General features: G+C 71.3%; 16 protein-coding genes and 1 tRNA gene. 15 read left to right on the forward strand and 2 right to left on the reverse strand.

The features are described 5' to 3' along the window. Positions 1 to 37: 37 nt before the first annotated feature. Positions 38 to 979 (reverse strand): acyl-CoA desaturase, encoded by a 942-nt coding sequence (locus QSK26_RS11945; protein ID WP_285775134.1) that lies wholly within the window; start codon positions 977 to 979, stop codon positions 38 to 40. Between the two features lie 258 nt (positions 980 to 1,237). Between QSK26_RS11945 and QSK26_RS11950 the strand changes: the two genes are divergently transcribed. The 5 genes from QSK26_RS11950 to pth all read left to right on the forward strand — a co-directional run bounded on the left by QSK26_RS11950 (position 1,238) and on the right by pth (position 5,413). Further along, positions 1,238 to 1,308, forward strand: a tRNA-Gln gene (locus QSK26_RS11950). 176 nt (positions 1,309 to 1,484) lie between these two features. After that, positions 1,485 to 2,942: a bifunctional UDP-N-acetylglucosamine diphosphorylase/glucosamine-1-phosphate N-acetyltransferase GlmU gene (gene glmU / locus QSK26_RS11955; RefSeq protein WP_285775135.1), complete on the forward strand. Its 1,458-nt coding sequence runs from the start codon at positions 1,485 to 1,487 to the stop codon at positions 2,940 to 2,942. Between the two features lie 55 nt (positions 2,943 to 2,997). After that, the gene (locus QSK26_RS11960; protein WP_285775136.1) at positions 2,998 to 3,975 is read left to right on the forward strand and encodes a ribose-phosphate diphosphokinase; all 978 of its coding nucleotides are present in this window, start codon (positions 2,998 to 3,000) and stop codon (positions 3,973 to 3,975) included. Between the two features lie 113 nt (positions 3,976 to 4,088). After that, positions 4,089 to 4,706 (forward strand): 50S ribosomal protein L25/general stress protein Ctc, encoded by a 618-nt coding sequence (locus QSK26_RS11965; protein ID WP_285775137.1) that lies wholly within the window; start codon positions 4,089 to 4,091, stop codon positions 4,704 to 4,706. Positions 4,707 to 4,816: 110 nt separating this feature from the next. Then, on the forward strand, positions 4,817 to 5,413 hold the full coding sequence (gene pth / locus QSK26_RS11970) for an aminoacyl-tRNA hydrolase (protein ID WP_285775138.1): 597 nt from the start codon (positions 4,817 to 4,819) through the stop codon (positions 5,411 to 5,413). Here the strand turns inward: pth and QSK26_RS11975 are convergent. Next, on the reverse strand, positions 5,333 to 6,022 hold the full coding sequence (locus QSK26_RS11975) for a 3'-5' exonuclease family protein (protein WP_285775139.1): 690 nt from the start codon (positions 6,020 to 6,022) through the stop codon (positions 5,333 to 5,335). The two genes, pth and QSK26_RS11975, sit on opposite strands and share 81 nt — an antisense overlap. Before the next feature lie 152 nt (positions 6,023 to 6,174). Here QSK26_RS11975 and QSK26_RS11980 point away from each other — a divergent pair, with 152 nt between their 5' ends. The 10 genes from QSK26_RS11980 (at position 6,175) to QSK26_RS12025 (ending at position 17,200) form a co-directional block, all read left to right on the forward strand. Beyond that, positions 6,175 to 7,560, forward strand: coding sequence for a sugar transferase (locus tag QSK26_RS11980; RefSeq protein ID WP_285775140.1), 1,386 nt, complete (start codon positions 6,175 to 6,177; stop codon positions 7,558 to 7,560). Then, positions 7,560 to 8,324 (forward strand): 3'(2'),5'-bisphosphate nucleotidase CysQ, encoded by a 765-nt coding sequence (locus tag QSK26_RS11985; protein WP_285775141.1) that lies wholly within the window; start codon positions 7,560 to 7,562, stop codon positions 8,322 to 8,324. The genes QSK26_RS11980 and QSK26_RS11985 overlap by 1 nt, the downstream gene beginning before the upstream one ends. A 22-nt stretch (positions 8,325 to 8,346) precedes the next feature. Beyond that, on the forward strand, positions 8,347 to 9,261 hold the full coding sequence (cysD, locus tag QSK26_RS11990; RefSeq protein WP_285775142.1) for a sulfate adenylyltransferase subunit CysD: 915 nt from the start codon (positions 8,347 to 8,349) through the stop codon (positions 9,259 to 9,261). A gap of 4 nt (positions 9,262 to 9,265) precedes the next feature. Further along, positions 9,266 to 10,531 (forward strand): sulfate adenylyltransferase subunit CysN, encoded by a 1,266-nt coding sequence (gene cysN / locus QSK26_RS11995; protein ID WP_285775143.1) that lies wholly within the window; start codon positions 9,266 to 9,268, stop codon positions 10,529 to 10,531. 105 nt (positions 10,532 to 10,636) lie between these two features. Continuing rightward, positions 10,637 to 11,572, forward strand: coding sequence for a sulfotransferase family protein (locus QSK26_RS12000; protein WP_285775144.1), 936 nt, complete (start codon positions 10,637 to 10,639; stop codon positions 11,570 to 11,572). Further along, positions 11,569 to 12,840, forward strand: coding sequence for a glycosyltransferase family 2 protein (locus QSK26_RS12005; protein WP_285775145.1), 1,272 nt, complete (start codon positions 11,569 to 11,571; stop codon positions 12,838 to 12,840). The genes QSK26_RS12000 and QSK26_RS12005 overlap by 4 nt, the downstream gene beginning before the upstream one ends. A 44-nt stretch (positions 12,841 to 12,884) precedes the next feature. After that, positions 12,885 to 13,628 (forward strand): WecB/TagA/CpsF family glycosyltransferase, encoded by a 744-nt coding sequence (locus QSK26_RS12010; RefSeq protein ID WP_285775146.1) that lies wholly within the window; start codon positions 12,885 to 12,887, stop codon positions 13,626 to 13,628. Positions 13,629 to 13,686: 58 nt separating this feature from the next. After that, positions 13,687 to 14,211, forward strand: coding sequence for a PadR family transcriptional regulator (locus tag QSK26_RS12015; protein ID WP_285775147.1), 525 nt, complete (start codon positions 13,687 to 13,689; stop codon positions 14,209 to 14,211). Next, on the forward strand, positions 14,208 to 14,891 hold the full coding sequence (locus QSK26_RS12020; RefSeq protein WP_285775148.1) for an ABC transporter ATP-binding protein: 684 nt from the start codon (positions 14,208 to 14,210) through the stop codon (positions 14,889 to 14,891). Before QSK26_RS12015 ends, QSK26_RS12020 begins: the two co-directional genes overlap by 4 nt. Then, positions 14,888 to 17,200: an FtsX-like permease family protein gene (locus tag QSK26_RS12025; RefSeq protein ID WP_285775149.1), complete on the forward strand. Its 2,313-nt coding sequence runs from the start codon at positions 14,888 to 14,890 to the stop codon at positions 17,198 to 17,200. Before QSK26_RS12020 ends, QSK26_RS12025 begins: the two co-directional genes overlap by 4 nt.

Here is a 17,200-nt window from a genome sequence, read left to right on the forward strand (position 1 = left end):
GGACGCCTCGCCCGTCGCGGTCGCCGGGCGGGTGCCATCACCCGATACGTTTCGCCGCGAGGCGCTCGGGGGTGGGCCAGCGCACATCGGTCGCCCAGCCGAACCTCTCGAACCAGCGGATCGTCCCGGCGCTGAGATCGATCTGCCCCTTCAGCGCGCCGTGCCGGGCACAGGTCGGGTCGGAGTGGTGCAGGTTGTGCCAGGACTCCCCGAAGGACGGGATGGCCAGCCACCAGACGTTGCGCGACTTGTCCCGCGCCTCGAACGCCTCGTCGCCGAACACGTGGCAGATGGAGTTGATGGACCACGTCACGTGGTGCAGCAGGGCGAGCCGGACCATGCTGCCCCAGAAGAAGCCGGTCACCGCGCCCCACAGGGACCAGGACAGCAGGCCGCCGAGCACGGCGGGCAGGGCCAGCGAGGTGATCGCGAGCGCCGTGAAGGACCGGTGCAGCCTCAGTACGTCGGGATCCTTGACCAGGTCGGGGGCGTACTTCGCGCGGTTGGCCCTGGTGGGCTCGAACAGCCAGCCCATGTGGGCGTAGAGCAGACCCTTGGTCAGCGCGCGGAACCCGGTGCCGAACCGCCACGGCGAGTGCGGGTCGCCCTCCTTGTCGGAGAACTTGTGGTGCTTGCGATGGGTGGCGACCCAGTCCAGGACCGACATCTCCAGGGACAGGCTGCCCGCGATGCCGAGGGCGATCCGCAACGGCCGCTTGGCCTTGAAGGAGCCGTGGGTGAAATACCGGTGGAAGCCCACCGTCACGCCGAGCCCGGTCACCGTGTACATGACGACGGTGATCACGATGTCGGTCCAGCCCAGGCCCCAGCCCCAGGCGAACGGGACGGCGGCCAGCACGGCCAGCAGCGGGACCCCGACGAAGAATCCGAAGAGGATCATCTCGGCCCGGGACTTCGGCTGCGGCTCGAAGTCGGGTTTCGGCGGAGGAGGGGAGTCACGGTCGATGACTACGGTCATGGCTACCTCTCGCAGCACGATTGGGAAGGTATGTCCTCCCTACGTCACCGTAACCTACGCGGCCGTAGGTAAGGAAGCCCTAAGACGACGGTCCCGGAAACATGGCCTTTACGTGACCCGCTGTTGGTCGTGCCGGGCCGGAGAGCGACTTCGGCGGTGGTGGTTCAGAGGGGAGCGGAGGAGGTGGTCGGCTCGCTATCCTGGGAGCCGGACCGCCGGGGGCCGGGAATCCGGGAGCAACCCTCGTAGGTTCGGCCATCCCGGGTCGTCTAGGGGCAAGACTACAGATTTTGGTTCTGTCAACGGAGGTTCGAATCCTCCCCCGGGAGCCCTGACCAGGCCATACGCTCTTAGTGAGCCGTTGACCCATGGGGCTGGATCGCTCCCTGAGGCGTGCGGGTATCCTCACGGTGTCGGACGAGTTGCGGTGCGGTGCCCTCTGGGTAGCCGTATGTCGACCTGATCCGTCTTCGTGGAAGTCGCGACGCCGAGGGAGCCTCAGTCCGTGAGTGTGCCGCGCCCGGCCGCCGTCGTCGTCCTCGCCGCAGGCGAGGGCACGCGGATGAAGTCGAGAACACCCAAAGTCCTCCACGAGCTGTGCGGTCGCGCACTCGTCGACCACATGCTGGCCGCCGCCCGCGGCCTCGACCCCGAGCGGCTGATCGTCGTCATCGGGCACGACCGGGAGCGGGTGGGCGGGCATCTCACCGCCACCGGCTCCGACGTCCAGCCGGTGGTGCAGGCCGAGCAGCGGGGGACCGGGCACGCGGTCCGCACCGTGATCGAAGAGGTCGGCACCATCAAGGGCACCGTCCTCGTCACCTACGGCGACACACCGCTGCTGCGCACCGACACCCTGGCCAGACTCCTCGAAACGCACGCCGAGGAGGGCAACGCGGTCACCGTGCTCACCGCCGAGGTGCCCGACCCGACCGGGTACGGGCGCATCATCAGGGACGGCGGCGGAGCCGTGCTCGCGATCGTCGAACAGAAGGACGCCAGCCCGGAACAGCGGGCGATCAAGGAGATGAACTCCGGCGTCTACGCCTTCGACGGAGCCCTGCTCTCCGACGCCGTCACACGGATCTCCACGGCCAACGCCCAGGGCGAGGAATACCTCACCGACGTGCTCGCCATCCTGCGCGAGGACGGGCACCGGGTGGGCGCCCACGTGGCGGACGACCACGTCGAGGTGGAGGGGGTCAACGACCGCGTCCAGCTCGCCGCCGCCGGGCGGGTCCTCAACCGCAGGATCCTGGAGCGCCACATGCGCGACGGGGTCACCGTGATCGACCCGGAGACCACCTGGGTCGACGTGGACGTCATCCTGTCACCCGACGTCGTCATCCGTCCCGGCACCCAGCTGCACGGCCGTACCGTCGTGGCGGCCGGGGCGGAGATCGGCCCCGCGACCACGCTGACCGACACCGAGGTCGGCGAGGACGCGACGGTGAACAACACCGTCGCCGTCGGCGCGCTGATCGGCCCTCAGGCGGCCGTCGGCCCCTACACCTACCTGCGGCCCGGCACCGTGCTCGCCCGCAAGGCCAAGGCGGGGGCGCATGTCGAGATGAAGAACGCCCGGATCGGCGAGGGGGCCAAGGTGCCCCACCTGACCTACGTCGGGGACGCCACCATCGGGGCCGGCGCCAACATCGGCGCCTCCACGATCTTCGTCAACTACGACGGGGTCGAGAAGAATCACACCACGGTCGGTGACCACGCCTTCGTCGGCTGCGACACGATGCTCGTCGCGCCGGTGACGATCGGCGACGGCGCCTACACGGCCGCGGGTTCCACGATCACCAATGACGTGCCGCCGGGGGCCATCGGAGTGGCCAGGGAGCGGCAGCGCAACATTGAGGGGTGGGTCGCGCGCAAGCGCGCGGGCACCAGGTCTGCCGAGGCGGCGCGCAGAGCGCTCGCCGACGAGGCCGCAGAGCAACAGGAGAACGGCACGTGAGCGAGCGAGCGACACGCAGCGAAAAGATCGGTTACCTCCTCGGTGAGGTGGCAAAGTGAGTGGTATGAAGACCACAGGCGAGAAGAACCTGATGTTCTTCTCCGGACGGGCGTATCCCGAGCTCGCTGAAGAAGTGGCCGACGCCCTCGGCATCGAGCCCACCCCGACCAAGCTGCTGGATTTCGCCAACGGCGAGATCTACGCCAGGTATCTGGAGTCCGTTCGCGGCTGCGACGCTTTCGTGATCCAGAGCCACACCGCTCCGATCAACAAATGGATCATGGAGCACCTCATCATGGTGGACGCGCTGAAGCGGGCCTCCGCCAAGCGGATCACCGTGGTCATGCCGTTCTTCGGCTACGCGCGGCAGGACAAGAAGGGCCGCGGTCGCGAGCCGATCACCGCGCGCCTCATGGCCGACCTGTTCAGGACGGCGGGAGCCGACCGGCTGATGTCGGTGGACCTGCACACCTCGCAGATCCAGGGCTTCTTCGACGGCCCGGTGGACCACCTGTTCGCGATGCCGGTGCTCGCCGAGTACCTCGGCGACAAGCTCGACCCGGCCAGCACGACCATCGTCTCGCCGGACACCGGCCGGGTGCGCCTGGCCGAGCGCTGGGCCGACCACCTGGGCACCCCGGTCGCCTTCATCCACAAGCGGCGTGACCTCGACATGGCCAACCAGGTCAGGGTGCACGAGGTCGTCGGCCGGGTGCAGGGCCGTACCTGCGTGCTCATCGACGACATGATCGACACCGCGGGCACCATCTGCAAGGCGGCCGACGCGCTCTACGAGCAGGGCGCCACCAACGTCCTGGTGGCCGCCACCCACGCGGTCTTCTCCTCGCCGGCCGTGGACCGGATGAAGAACTCGAAGATCTCCGAGGTGGTCGTCACCAACTCGCTGCCGCTGAGCGAGGACAAGCGGTTCGACAAGCTGACCGTGCTGTCCATCGCCCCGCTGATCGCGCGGGCGATCAACGAGGTGTTCAGCGACGGTTCGGTGACCAGCCTCTTCGAGGGCGACAGCTGACGGTCCGCCGACCCTGTAAACTACGCAGGTTGCGTTCGTAACGCCTTCCGCTAGGGCGGGTGAGGGGGAGCGCACCATCCGGCGTCATCATCGATCACCCTAGGAGTTCAGCCGTGTCCGAAGTACGCCTCACCGCCGAAGTGCGCACCGAGTTCGGCAAGGGCGCCGCGCGGAAGATCCGCCGTGGCGACAAGGTCCCCGCGATCCTCTACGGCCACGGCACCGAGACCAAGCACCTCACGCTGCCCGGCCACGAGCTCATGATCGCCCTGCGTACGCCCAACGTGCTGATCCGCGTCGAGGGCGAGGGCGTCAACGAGCTCGCCCTGCCCAAGGGCGTGCAGCGTGACCCGATCAAGGGCTTCATCGAGCACATCGACCTGCTGCTGGTCAAGCGGGGCGAGAAGGTCACGGTCGAGATCCCGGTCACCACGGTGGGCGACGTCGTCCCCGACGGCCTGCTCGACCAGCAGCTGGTCTCCATCTCCGTGCTGACCGAGGCCACCCACATCCCCGAGGGCGTCGAGGTCGACGTCACGGGCCTGGAGATCGGCACCCAGGTCACCGCCGCCGACCTCAAGCTGCCCCGCGGCACCGAGCTCGCCGCCGACGCGGAGGTCCTGGTCCTGCACATCACGGCCAAGCCGACCGAGGCCGCGGCCGAGGGTGAGGCCGCCGAGGGCGAGGCCGCCGCGACGGCCGAGTCCGCGGAGACCGAGTCCGCCGAGTAGTCTCACCGGCACAAGCATCTCCGAGCGGGGCGGTCGGCGGCGCCGGCCGCCCCGGTCGTGTGACCGGGGCCGCCGGGCCCCGTCGTGAGCACCTGAACGGGAGGTCGTCCGTGGACCGATGGCTGGTGGCCGGGCTGGGCAATCCGGGGCCGGAATACGCCGGCAACCGGCACAACGTCGGTTTCATGGTGCTGGACGAGCTGGCCGCGCGGGCCGGCGGCCGGTTCAAGGCGCACAAGGCGCGGGCCGAGGTCCTCGAAGGCCGCCTCGCCGGCGCCCCCGCCGTCCTGGCCAAGCCGCTCACCTTCATGAACCTCTCGGGCGGGCCGTGCAAGGCGCTGGCCGACTTCTACAAGGTGGACCCGGCCCGGGTCATCGTCGTGCACGACGAGCTCGACATCCCGTACGGCGCGCTGCGCGCCAAGCTCGGCGGCGGCGACAACGGGCACAACGGGCTGCGCTCCATCTCCAAGTCCATCGGCACCCGCGACTACCTGCGGGTGCGCTTCGGCATCGGGCGCCCGCCGGGCCGGATGGACGCCGCGACCTTCGTGCTGCGCGACTTCGTCACCGCCGAGAAGAAGGACCTCCCCTTCCTGGTGGACCGGGCGGCCGACGTCGTCGAGTCACTGATCGGCCAGGGGCTCGAAACGACTCAGAACGCCTTCCACGCCGCCGACCTCAACGTCGCCCGCCCCCCTCGCTGACCCGGCCTCCTCCGCCGTACGGGCCTGTGCGGGCCCGTCGCCGTGCCAGGCCATCAGGTTCTGGAAGAGCTCGGCCTGCTCCTTGGCGTCGTCGAGGGCGTGGTGGGTGTGCGGGCGCTGCGCGGTGAGGTGCCGCGGCATCTGCCGCTTGGTCGACCACGCGATGGGCACCCCGGCTTTGGCGGCATAAAGCGTCTTTATATCAATGCACCGGGAATGCCCGAAAGGTGAGGCGCCGGTGAAGCGCATGAAATACCAGTAAATCCACATCCAGTCGAATGACAGCGGATAAGCGGCCAGCACCGGCTGCGTCTTACCGCACACCTTCTTTATCCACCGGGCCGCCTGCCCCATCGCCAGCGCCGCGTCCGTGCCCTCCCGCACCAGCAGATCCCGGTCCAGGCCGCTCACCGCCATCGCCTCGGGCACGAAGTCGTCGCTGATCGGCCGCAACTCCACGTAGAACGTGCTGCTGTCGGGATCGACCGGCTCGAAGGTCCGGCCCTGCATGCGCCCGGCCACCGTCATTCCCAGACTAACCATGGAAAAAGGCCCCGGAATCGGGCCATCCGCTTCAACGTCCACAGAGATATACGTTTCAGCCTTCAAAGCGCCGGGCTCCGTTCTCCTCGTTATCATTCCATGACTGTTGTTTGGCCAACGGCCACCTGGAGGGGCGCGTGTTCGGCCTTGAGACTTCGACGGGCCCGTGGAAGGCGACCTCGGCCGGCCCCGCGCCGGCACCCGTGGACAGATCACGCATGCCACGGTGGGTGCGACAGTACCGCGAGCGCGCCCTGCTCACCGACGGCGCCTGCGCGCTCCTCGCCGGGGCGCTCGCGGTGGCGGTCCGGTTCGGCGAGGTCACGCCCTACGTCACGCCCTACGTGGTGGCCAGCGCGCTGCTGCCGGTGGTCTGGGTCTGCGCCGTCGCCCTCAACCGGGCCTACGAGCCCCGGCTGCTGGGAACCGGTCCGGAGGAGCTGCGTCGGATCGTCCGCTGCGGCCTGCTGCTCACCGCCGGCCTCGCCGTCTGCGCGTACGCGACCAAGACCGATGTGGCCAGGGGCTACGTCGTCCTCGCGCTGCCGCTGATGACCGTGCTCACCCTCTTCTCCCGGCACCTGCTGCGCCGCGGGCTGTCCCGGCGCAGGCGCGGAGGCGAGTGCATGCGCAGGGTCGTCGCGGTCGGTCACGCCGAGGGCGTCGCCGAGCTGGTGCGCATGCTCAGGCGCGAGCGCCACCACGGCATGGAGATCGTGGCCGCCTGCCTGCCCGGCGAGGAGCCGGGCGACGTCGAGGGCGTCCCGGTGCTCGGCGGGTTCACCGACGCGGCGCTCGTCGTCAACCAGGTGGGCGCCGACACCGTCGCCGTGCTGGCCTGCCCGGAGATGGACGGCACCGCCCTCGGGCGGCTGGCCTGGCGGCTGGAGAAGACCCGCACCGAGCTGGTCGTGGCGCCCGCGCTGATGGAGGTCGCCGGGCCGCGGATCATGATCCGCCCGGCCGCCGGGCTGCCGCTGCTGCACGTCGAGCACCCCGAGCTGGCCGGCCTCCGCCCCCTGGTGAAGAACGTCTTCGACCGGGTGGTCGCCGCCACGCTGCTGATCGCGCTGGCGCCGCTGCTGACCGGGCTGGCGGTCGCCGTCCGGCTGACCAGCCCCGGGCCCGCGTTCTTCCGGCAGACCCGGGTGGGGCGCGACGGGCGCGAGTTCACCATCTACAAACTGCGCAGCATGCGGGCCGACGCCGAGCGGCGCAGGATCACCCTGGTCAGCGACGCGAGCGGCCTGCTGTTCAAGGTCCGCCAGGACCCGAGGGTGACCCCGCTCGGCGCCTGGCTGCGCCGGTACTCCGTCGACGAGCTGCCCCAGCTGTTCAACGTGCTGCTCGGCCACATGTCGCTGGTCGGGCCCAGACCGCCGCTGCCCGGGGAGGTCGCCTGCTACGGCGACGACGTCCGCCGCAGGCTGCTGGTCCGGCCGGGCCTCACCGGGCTGTGGCAGGTAAGCGGAAGGTCCGATCTTTCCTGGGAGGAATCGGTACGGTTGGACCTGCGTTACGTTGAGAACTGGTCGCTCATGTTGGATTTGCAGATTCTGTGGCGGACATGGTCGGCCGTCGCCCGTGGAGCTGGAGCATATTGATGACCATTAGGGACGACCACACGGTCGCGGCGGATCTGGCGACCCAGGCGGGTGAGCGGTTGCTGGAGCTCCGGGAGCGTGCGGGTTTCGCCGACGCCCGCGCGTTGCGTGACGGGGGCGACAAGGCCGCCCACCGGTTCCTCACCGAGTCCCTGAGCCGGCTGCGCCCCTCGGACAGCGTGCTCTCGGAGGAGGCGACCAGCCAGGAGCGGCTCGACCCGCGCCGCCTGACCGCCGACCGGGTCTGGATCATCGACCCCCTCGACGGCACCCGCGAGTTCGCCGAGGAGGGCCGCGCCGACTGGGCGGTGCACGTGGCGCTGTGGGAGCGCGGCGAGCTGACCGCCGGCGCGGTGGCGCTGCCCGCCCAGGGCCGCACGCTGTCCACCGGCGAGCCGCCCAAGCTGCCCGCGTCGCCCGAGGGACGGATCAGGATCGCGGTCAGCCGCACCCGCCCGCCCGAGTTCGTGCGCGAACTCGCCGAGCGGATCGGCGGCGAGCTGGTGCCGATCGGCTCGGCCGGCGCAAAGATCTCCGCGGTGCTGACCGGCGAGGTCGAGGCATACGTGCACGCGGGCGGGCAGTATGAGTGGGATTCGGCGGCTCCGGTGGCGGTGGCGCAGGCCGCGGGGGCGCACGCCGGCCGAATCGACGGCTCGCCGCTGGCCTACAACCAGGCTGACCCCTCACTGCCGGATATCCTTGTCTGCCTACCGGAACTGGCGCCGATGTTGCTCGCCGGAATCCGCGACCTGCATCGCTGAGAGTCACCCCGGAAGGAATTCGATGCTCCAGGCCGACTACACCACGTCGCAACTCGACGTCCTCGAAGCCGAGGCGATCCACATCATGCGTGAGGTCGCCGCCGAGTTCGAGCGTCCCTGCCTGCTCTTCTCCGGCGGCAAAGACTCGATCGTGATGTTGCGCATCGCGCAGAAGGCCTTCTGGCCGGCGCCGATCCCGTTCCCGCTCATGCACGTGGACACGGGGCACAACTTCTCCGAGGTGATCGACTTCCGCGACCGGCGGGTGGCGGAGCTGGGCGCCAGGCTGGTGGTGGCCAGCGTCCAGGACTCCATCGACGCCGGCCGCGTGGTGGAGGAGACCGGGCGGCGCGCCTCGCGCAACCGGCTCCAGACCACCACCCTGCTCGACGCGATCGAGGAGCACGAGTTCGACGCGGTCTTCGGCGGCGCCCGGCGCGACGAGGAGAAGGCGCGGGCCAAGGAGCGCGTGTTCTCCTTCCGCGACGACTTCGGCCAGTGGGACCCGAAGAACCAGCGCCCCGAGCTGTGGAACCTCTACAACGCCAAGATCCGCAAGGGTGAGCACATCCGGGTCTTCCCGCTGTCCAACTGGACCGAGCTGGACATCTGGGACTACATCCGCCGCGAGGAGATCGAGATCCCGTCGATCTACTACGCGCACAAGCGCGCGGTGTTCGAGCGCGACGGCATGCTGCTGGCCGACGAGGACGTGGTGAACCGCGGCGACGACGAGCCGGTCTTCGAGGCCGTCGTGCGCTATCGCACGGTCGGCGACATGACCTGCACCGGGGCCGTGCAGTCCGCGGCGGCCACCGTCGAGGAGATCATCGCCGAGATCGCCGCCACCCGGATCACCGAGCGTGGCGCCACCCGCGCCGACGACCGCACGTCCGAGGCCGCAATGGAAGACCGCAAGCGGGAAGGTTACTTCTAAGCACATGGACATCCTGCGTTTCGCCACGGCGGGATCGGTGGACGACGGAAAGTCCACCCTGATCGGGCGGCTGCTCTTCGACTCCAAAGCGATCTTCGAGGATCAGCTGGAGGCCGTGGAGCGTACCAGCCGGGACCGTGGCACGGAGTACACCGACCTGTCGCTGCTGACCGACGGCCTGCGGGCCGAGCGCGAGCAGGGCATCACGATCGACGTGGCCTACCGCTACTTCGCCACGCCCAAGCGCAAGTTCATCATCGCCGACACCCCGGGGCACATCCAGTACACCCGGAACATGGTGACCGGCGCCTCGACCGCCGACCTGGCGATCATCCTGATCGACGCGCGCAAGGGCGTGCTGGAGCAGTCGCGCCGGCACGCCTTCCTGACCACGCTGCTGCGGGTGCCGCACCTGGTGCTGGCGGTCAACAAGATGGACCTCGTCGACTACTCCGAGGAGCGGTTCAACGAGATCCACGAGGAGTTCACCGCGTTCGCCTCCAAGCTCAACGCGCCCGACCTCACCTTCATCCCGATCTCGGCGCTGAACGGCGACAACGTCGTCACCCGGTCCGAGAACATGTCGTGGTACGACGGCACCTCCCTGCTGCACCACCTGGAGAACGTGCACATCGCCTCCGACCGCAACCTGGTCGACGTGCGCTTCCCCGTGCAATATGTGATCCGCCCGCAGCGGGCCACCGACCACGCCTTCCACGACTACCGCGGCTACGCGGGCCAGGTCGCGGGCGGCGTGCTCAAGCCCGGTGACGAGGTCGTGCACCTGCCGAGCGGCCTCAGCACCAAGATCGCGTCGATCGACACCTTCGACGGCCCGGTCGCCGAGGCGTACCCGCCCATGTCGGTCACCCTCCGCCTGGAGGACGACATCGACATCTCGCGGGGCGACATGATCTGCCGCCCGAACAACCAGCCGGCCGCCGCGCAGGAGCTGGAGGCGATGATCTGCTGGATGGCCGACGGGGTGAAGCTCGCGCCGCGCTCGAAGCTGATGATCAAGCACACCACCCGTACGGCCCGCGCCCTCGTGCGCGACCTGCACTACCGGCTCGACGTGAACACGCTGCACCGCGACGAGTCCGCCCAGTCGCTCGGCCTGAACGAGATCGGCCGCGTCTCGCTGCGCATCACCCAGCCGCTCTTCGTCGACGACTACGCCCGGAACCGGCTGACCGGCGGCTTCATCCTCGTGGACGAGGCCACCAACGGCACCGTCGGCGCCGGCATGATCGTCGAGGCCCGCGGCTGAGTCCTCCTTTCTGAGCGATCCCTTGGTCGTCGCGTGAACGTACGATTACTCTATGTGTTAGAGTGGGCACGGTACGTATCCGCCCGTTAGGGGTTCGTTCGCGTGATGACGAGTGCACCCACCCAGGTGATCTACCTGGGTGGGATCGGGCGTAGTGGCAGCACCCTGCTGGAGCGCCTGCTTGGCGAAGTTCCGGGCGTCGTCCCGCTGGGCGAGGTCGTGCATCTCTGGTCGCGGGGCGCGGGCGACGGGGAGCCGTGCGGGTGCGGTGTCCGCTTCCCCGAGTGCCCCTTCTGGCGGGAGGTGGGCGACCGCGCGTTCGGCGGCTGGTCGCGCCAGCTCACCGACCGGGTCATCACGCTGCGCCACCGCGTCGACCGCACCCGCCGCATCCCACCCCGCCGCTCGGCCGACCTGCTGGAGTACGGCGCGGCCTACCAGCGGCTCTACGCCGCGGCGGGCGACGTGGCGCAGTGTCCCATCGTGATCGACTCCAGCAAGCACGCCTCCCTGGCGTTCTGCCTGGTCGCCGCCGGGATGGAGATCCTGGTGGTGCAGGTGGTGCGCGACCCCCGGGGAGTGGCGCACTCCTGGCGCAAGCACGTCGTCCGGCCGGAGACCGGCACCCCGATGACCCGCTGGGGGCCAGCCCGCACCTCCCTGCACTGGGCCGCGCAGAATCTCGCGCTGGAGTTCCTCGCCGCCCGGGGCGTCCGGGTGATCAGGGTCCGTTACGAAGACCTCCTCGACTCCCCGCGCCGGACCCTGGCCCGCCTGCTCATCAGGCTGCACCTCGCGCCCCGGCTGGAGTTCGTCACCGGTCACCAGGCCCGGCTCGGCGTGGCGCACACGTCGTCGGGTAACCCCATGCGCTTCATGGCCGGCACCGTCGACCTCACCCTCGACGAAAGCTGGCGGGCCGCGATGCCCCGCGGCGACCGCTGGCTGGTCACCGCCCTCACCTGGCCCCTCCTGCTCCGCTACGGCTACCGCCTCCGCTCCCGCCCCCCCACCTGCGGCACCCGCGAGGCGGTCGCATGACCACGACCCCTGGCACGTCTGGAGAGTTGTCCGGGGTGCCTGGCGTGCCCGGGGAGCTGTCCGCCGTGTCGCGTGTGCCTGGCGAGATGTCCGCGGCCCCCAGCCCGGGGATGATCAACGGGGCGGTGGGTGCGGGTGCCGGTGTGACCGTCGGGGTCGTCGTGCCCACCTGTGGCCGCCGTCCGACGCTGCTGCGCGCCGCCCTCGCCTCCGTCCTCGGGCAGGACTGGCCGGGTCCCCTCGACGTGGTCGTCGTCGTGGACGGCGGCACCCACCTGGCCGCGGCACATGCCGAGGCGGTGGGCGAGAGGCAGGTCGAGCCGCGGGGCGAAGCCGAGGCTTTGCGCCGGGGCGGGGCGCGGGGTGCGGCTGGCGTCTGGGGCCCTGTTGGGATGTGGGGCGAGACCGCGGGCGGGAGCCTGCGTGAGACCGCGGGTGGGAGCCGGGGTGAAGCTGCGGGTGGGAGTTTGGGTGAGGGGGTGGGGCGGGTTGCGGAGCAGGTGGCGGATGTGGTGGCGGGCGGGTGTCCGCCTGGGCGTGGTGCTGTGCGGGTGGTGGCCAACCGGTTCCGGCCCGGTCTGCCCGGGGCCCGCAATACCGGCATCGCCGCCCTGACCACCGACTTCGTCGCGTTCTGCGACGACGACGACGCCTGGCTGCCCGGCAAGCTCACCGCCCAGCTGGCCGCGCTCTCCGCACGGCCCGGCGCGGAGTTCGCGAGCTGCGCCATCACCGTCGAGTACCGGTCGCGCAGCGTCACCCGGCTGGCCGGCAAAGACGTGATCACGTCCACCGACCTGTCCCGGTCGCGCATGGTGATGGTGCACTCCTCCACCTTCCTGTTCCGGCGGGGCGCCCTGTGGGCCGACGAGACCGCCCCCAACGGCCAGAACGAGGACTGGGACCTCGCGCTCCGCGCCGCCAAGCGCCATCCGATCGCGCACGTCGATCGGCCCCTGGTGCGGGTGCGCTGGGGCGCCTCCGATTACGTCACCCGCTGGGGTGACCGGATAGCCGGGCTTGAGTGGATGCTTGCCCGGCACACAGAGCTGGCCGTAGATCCTCGCGGCGCGGCGAGGATCTACGGTCAGCTCGCGTTTCACCACGCGGCGCTCGGCCGTCGGCGCGAGGCGGTCCGGTGGGCCGCCCGCGCCTGCGCCGCGCGCCCGGCCGAACCGCGCGCCCCGCTGGCCCTCGCCGTGGCCGCCGGCCTCCTCTCCGCCCAGGGCGTCCTCAGCCTCCTGCACACCCGCGGCCACGGCATCTGATGCCCGCGACCAGGTCTCCGGCCCGGCGGGTCACACTGGGCGGGGTGCCGATCGACCCGGTCACCGAGGCCGAGGTGGTCGAACGGGTCGTCGAAGCGCTTCGCCGCGGCGACGGCGGGCACATCGTCACTCCCAATGTCGACATCTGCCGTCTTGCCGCCAGGGACGACGCGGTCCGCCGGATCGTCACCGGGGCCGAGATCGTCGTCGCCGACGGGATGCCGCTGGTGTGGGCGTCGAAGCTGAGCGGTACGCCGGTGCCCGGGCGGGTCACCGGAGCCGATCTGATCTGGTCGCTGTCGGCCGCGGCGGCACGGCACGGGCACCCGGTGTACCTGGTGGGCGGGCCGCCGGGCGTTCCGGAGCGGGCCGCCCGGGTGCTGGCGGACCGGTTCCCCGGGTTGCGCGTGCTGGGGGCGGTGGCGCCGCCGTACGGGTTCGAGGGGTGTGCGGGGGAGGTGGCGCGGATCCGGGCGGAGCTGGTGGCGGCGGGGCCGCGGGTGGTGTTCGTCGGGCTCGGGTTCCCCCGGCAGGACCGGTTGATCACCATGCTGCGGGCGGAGCTGCCGGACGCGTGGTTCCTCGGCTGCGGCGCGGCGCTCGGCTTCGCGGCCGGGGCGGTGCGCCGGGCACCGCGGTGGATGCGGCGGGCGGGTCTGGAGTGGCTGTTCCGCCTCTGCTGCGAGCCCGTCCGCCTCGCCCGCCGTTACCTCGTCGACGACCTGCCCTTCGCCGGCCTGCTGCTGGCCCGTTGCCTGCTGCGCCGGGTGGTACGCGGCCGAGGGTGAGCCGGCCCACCGTCCGACTACACGCGACATGTATACATCGTGTGTATAGTCTCTAAGCGTGTCAATCGGACAAACCTTCCTGGGTCTCCTTGAGGCCGGCCCCCGTCACGGATACGACCTGAAACGGGCTTACGACGACCGGTTCGGGCACAGCCGCCCCCTGCCCTACGGACAGGTCTACGCCACGCTGTCCCGGCTGCTGAAGGACGGCATGGTCGAGCTCGACGGCATCGAGCCGGGCGGCGGGCCGGAGCGCAAGCGGTACGCGGTCACCGCCGCCGGGGTCACCGACGTGGAGCGGTGGCTGGCGACGGCGGAGAAGCCCGAGCCGTACCTGCAGAACACGCTCTACACCAAGGTGGTCCTCGCGCTGCTGACCGGGCGGCCCGCGGCCGACCTGCTCGACGTGCAGCGCGCCGAGCACCTGCGTCTCGTTCGCGAGCTGACCCGGCGCAAGCTGACCGGCGACCTCGCCGAGCAGCTCATCTGCGACCACGCGCTGTTCCACCTCGAAGCCGACCTGCGCTGGCTGGAGCTGACCGCCGCCAGGCTCGACGAACTCGCCCGGCGGATGCGGTCGTGACGGGCCCGCCGTTGCTGGTCGGCGAGGACCTGCGCAAGTCCTTCGGGCCCACCCCGGCGCTGGACGGCGCCTCGCTGGACGTGGTGGGCGGCGAGGTCGTCGCGATCATGGGTCCCTCCGGGTCGGGGAAGTCGACCCTGTTGCACTGCCTCGCCGGGATCGTCCGGCCGGACTCCGGCCGGGTGCTCTACGAGGGGCACGACATGTCGGCCATGTCGGACAGTGCGCGCAGTGCTCTGCGGCGTACCAGGTTCGGATTCGTGTTCCAGTTCGGCCGGCTCGTGCCGGAGCTCACCTGCCTGGAGAACGTCGCCCTGCCGTTGCGCATGGAACGGGTCCGCCGCGGGGAGGCGGAGCGCCGGGCCGCCGAGTGGCTGGACCGGCTGGAGGTGGCCGGCCTGGCGGGCAAGCGGCCGGGGGAGATCTCCGGCGGACAGGGGCAGCGGGTGGCGGTGGCCCGTGCCCTGGTCACCGGTCCGCGGGTGGTCTTCGCCGACGAGCCGACCGGCGCCCTCGACTCGCTCAACGGCGAGCGGGTGATGCGGCTGCTGACCCTCACGGCGCGGGAGACCGGCGCCGCCGTGGTGCTGGTGACCCACGAGGCCAGGGTCGCGGGCTACTCCGACCGCGAAGTCGTGGTGCGCGACGGCCGCACCCGTGACCTCCAGCGGTCCCGATGAGGGGCCGCCTGAGCGATATGGCGCTGGGCGCCCGGCTGGCGTTCGCCGGCGGCCGGGACGGCTGGACCCGGACGCTCTTCACCGCCCTCGGCGTGGGCATCGGCGTGGCCATGCTGCTGCTCGCGGCCGCGGTGCCCGGCGCGCTCCAGGCCAGGGACGACCGGGGCGCGGCCCGCAGCGACCTCCGGTACGGCGACCCGGTCCCGCAAGGGGATGACACCGTGCTGGTGGCGGCCTTCTACACGTCCTTCCGCAGCACGCCCGTGTACGGGCGGATCGTCCGTCCGGAGGGTCCCCGGGCGCCGGTCCCGCCGGGTGTCGGGAAGCTGCCCGGGCCCGGCGAGGTGGTCGTCTCCCCGGCGCTGGAGGACCTGCTCGGCTCGCCCGACGGACGGCTGTTCGCCCCCCGGCTGGGCGGCGCGCGGGTCATCGGCACGATCGCGGACGAGGGGCTGAACGGTCCCGGCGAGCTCGCGTTCTACCTCGGCAGCGACACGCTGCCCGCCGACCGGGCGACCCGTCTCGCCGCGTTCGGCGTCGAGGACCTCAGCCGTGAGCCGCTCGGGCCGGTGCTCACCCTCTTCGTTGTGATCATCTTCGTCGTGCTCCTGCTGCCCGTCGCGGTCTTCCTCGGCGCGGCCGTACGCTTCGGCGGCGAGCGGCGGGACCGGCGGCTGGCCGCGCTGCGGCTGGTGGGCGCGGACCGGGGGATGATCCGGTGGATCGCGACCGGTGAGGCGATGGTCGGCGCGCTGCTCGGGCTCGCCGTCGGCGCCGTGCTGTTCCTCGCCGGGCGCGAGCTGGTGCCGCTGGTGGCCCTGTGGGACATCAGCGTCTACGCCTCGGACGTGCGTCCCGGCGTTCCGCTCGTCGTCGTGATCGCGCTGGCGGTGCCGGTGCTCTCCGCCGTGGTCAGCCTCGTCACGTTGCGCGGGGTCTCCGTCGAACCGCTCGGGGTGACCCGGCGGGCCACCCCGGTCCGCCGCCGGCTCTGGTGGCGTCTCGTGCTGCCCGTCCTCGGCCTGGCGGCGCTGTGGCCGGTGGTGGCCGGGCGCGACACGGGAGCGGGCTCGCTCGCCGGGTTGCAGGTCGCCGCGGGGGCCGTCCTGCTGCTCGTCGGCGCGGTCGCGCTGCTGCCGTGGGTGATCGATCTGTTCGTGCGCCGGCTGCGTGGCGGCCCGGTCGGCTGGCAGCTCGCCACCCGCAGGCTGCAACTGGACAGCGGTACCTCGGCCCGTCTCGTCAGCGGGATCGCGGTCGCCGTGGCCGGCGCCATCGGCCTGCAGATGATGTTCGCCGGGGTGGCGGCCGAGTCCACCACGCCCACCGGGCAGGATGTGACCAGGGCGCAGGCGATGGTGACCGTGCGCGGCGCGTCCGCCGACTCGAACGTGGCGGCCCGGCTGCGCGCCACGCCGGGCGTGACCGGCGTCAGCGGGACGTTCGAGGTCAGCGCCCTCGTGCCCGCTCCCTCTGCGGACCAGGCGCCGACGTACACGTTCCTGCGGATCGGCGAGTGCGCCTCGCTGGCCGAGTTCGCCCGCCTCGGCCGCTGCGCCGACGGTGACGTGTTCCTCGCGCACCTCGCCGACCGGGACCGGGACCGGGATCGGGCGGAGCGTGCCGCCTTCCGTCCCGGCGCCCGGCTGACCCTGGGCGAACACGGCCCGCGCTGGAAGCTGCCCGCCGCCGCCCGGACGGTCGAGGCACGCCCGGACGCCGCCGGCCAGCTCCTGGACGCCGTCCTGGTCACCCCCCGAGCCCTCGCCGGCGTCGAACTGCCCCGGCTGACCGCCCGCACGTTCGTCCGGCTCGACCACGGCCCGGACACGCTGGACCGGGTGCGCAACACGGTGGCGGCGATCGACCCGCAGGGCACGGTCGACATCCTGTCGGCCACCGTCGAGTCGAACAGGTTCACCGCCATCCGGCGCGGCCTGTACGCCGGGGTCGTGGTGACGTTGCTGCTGATCGGCGCCAGCATGCTGGTCGGCATCCTGGAGCAGCTCAGGGAACGCCGCGGCCTGCTGGCGGCACTGGCCGCGGTCGGCACCCGGCGCAGCTCGCTGACCTGGTCGGTCCTGTGGCAGGCGGCGATACCGGTGCTGATCGGCCTGGCCCTCGCCACGATCTTCGGGCTGTGCCTGGGGGGCGCGCTGCTGCGGATGGTCGCGCTGCCGATCTCCGTCGACTGGCAGGTGGTCGGCCTGTCGAACGGGCTCGGCGCGGCCGTGGTGCTGCTGATGACCCTGCTCAGCCTGCCGGCCCTGTGGCGGCTCACCCGGCCGGACGGGCTGCGCACCGAGTAG

The organism is Microtetraspora sp. NBRC 13810 (genome assembly GCF_030268685.1).
Taxonomy (GTDB): Bacteria; Actinomycetota; Actinomycetes; order Streptosporangiales; family Streptosporangiaceae; genus BSRQ01.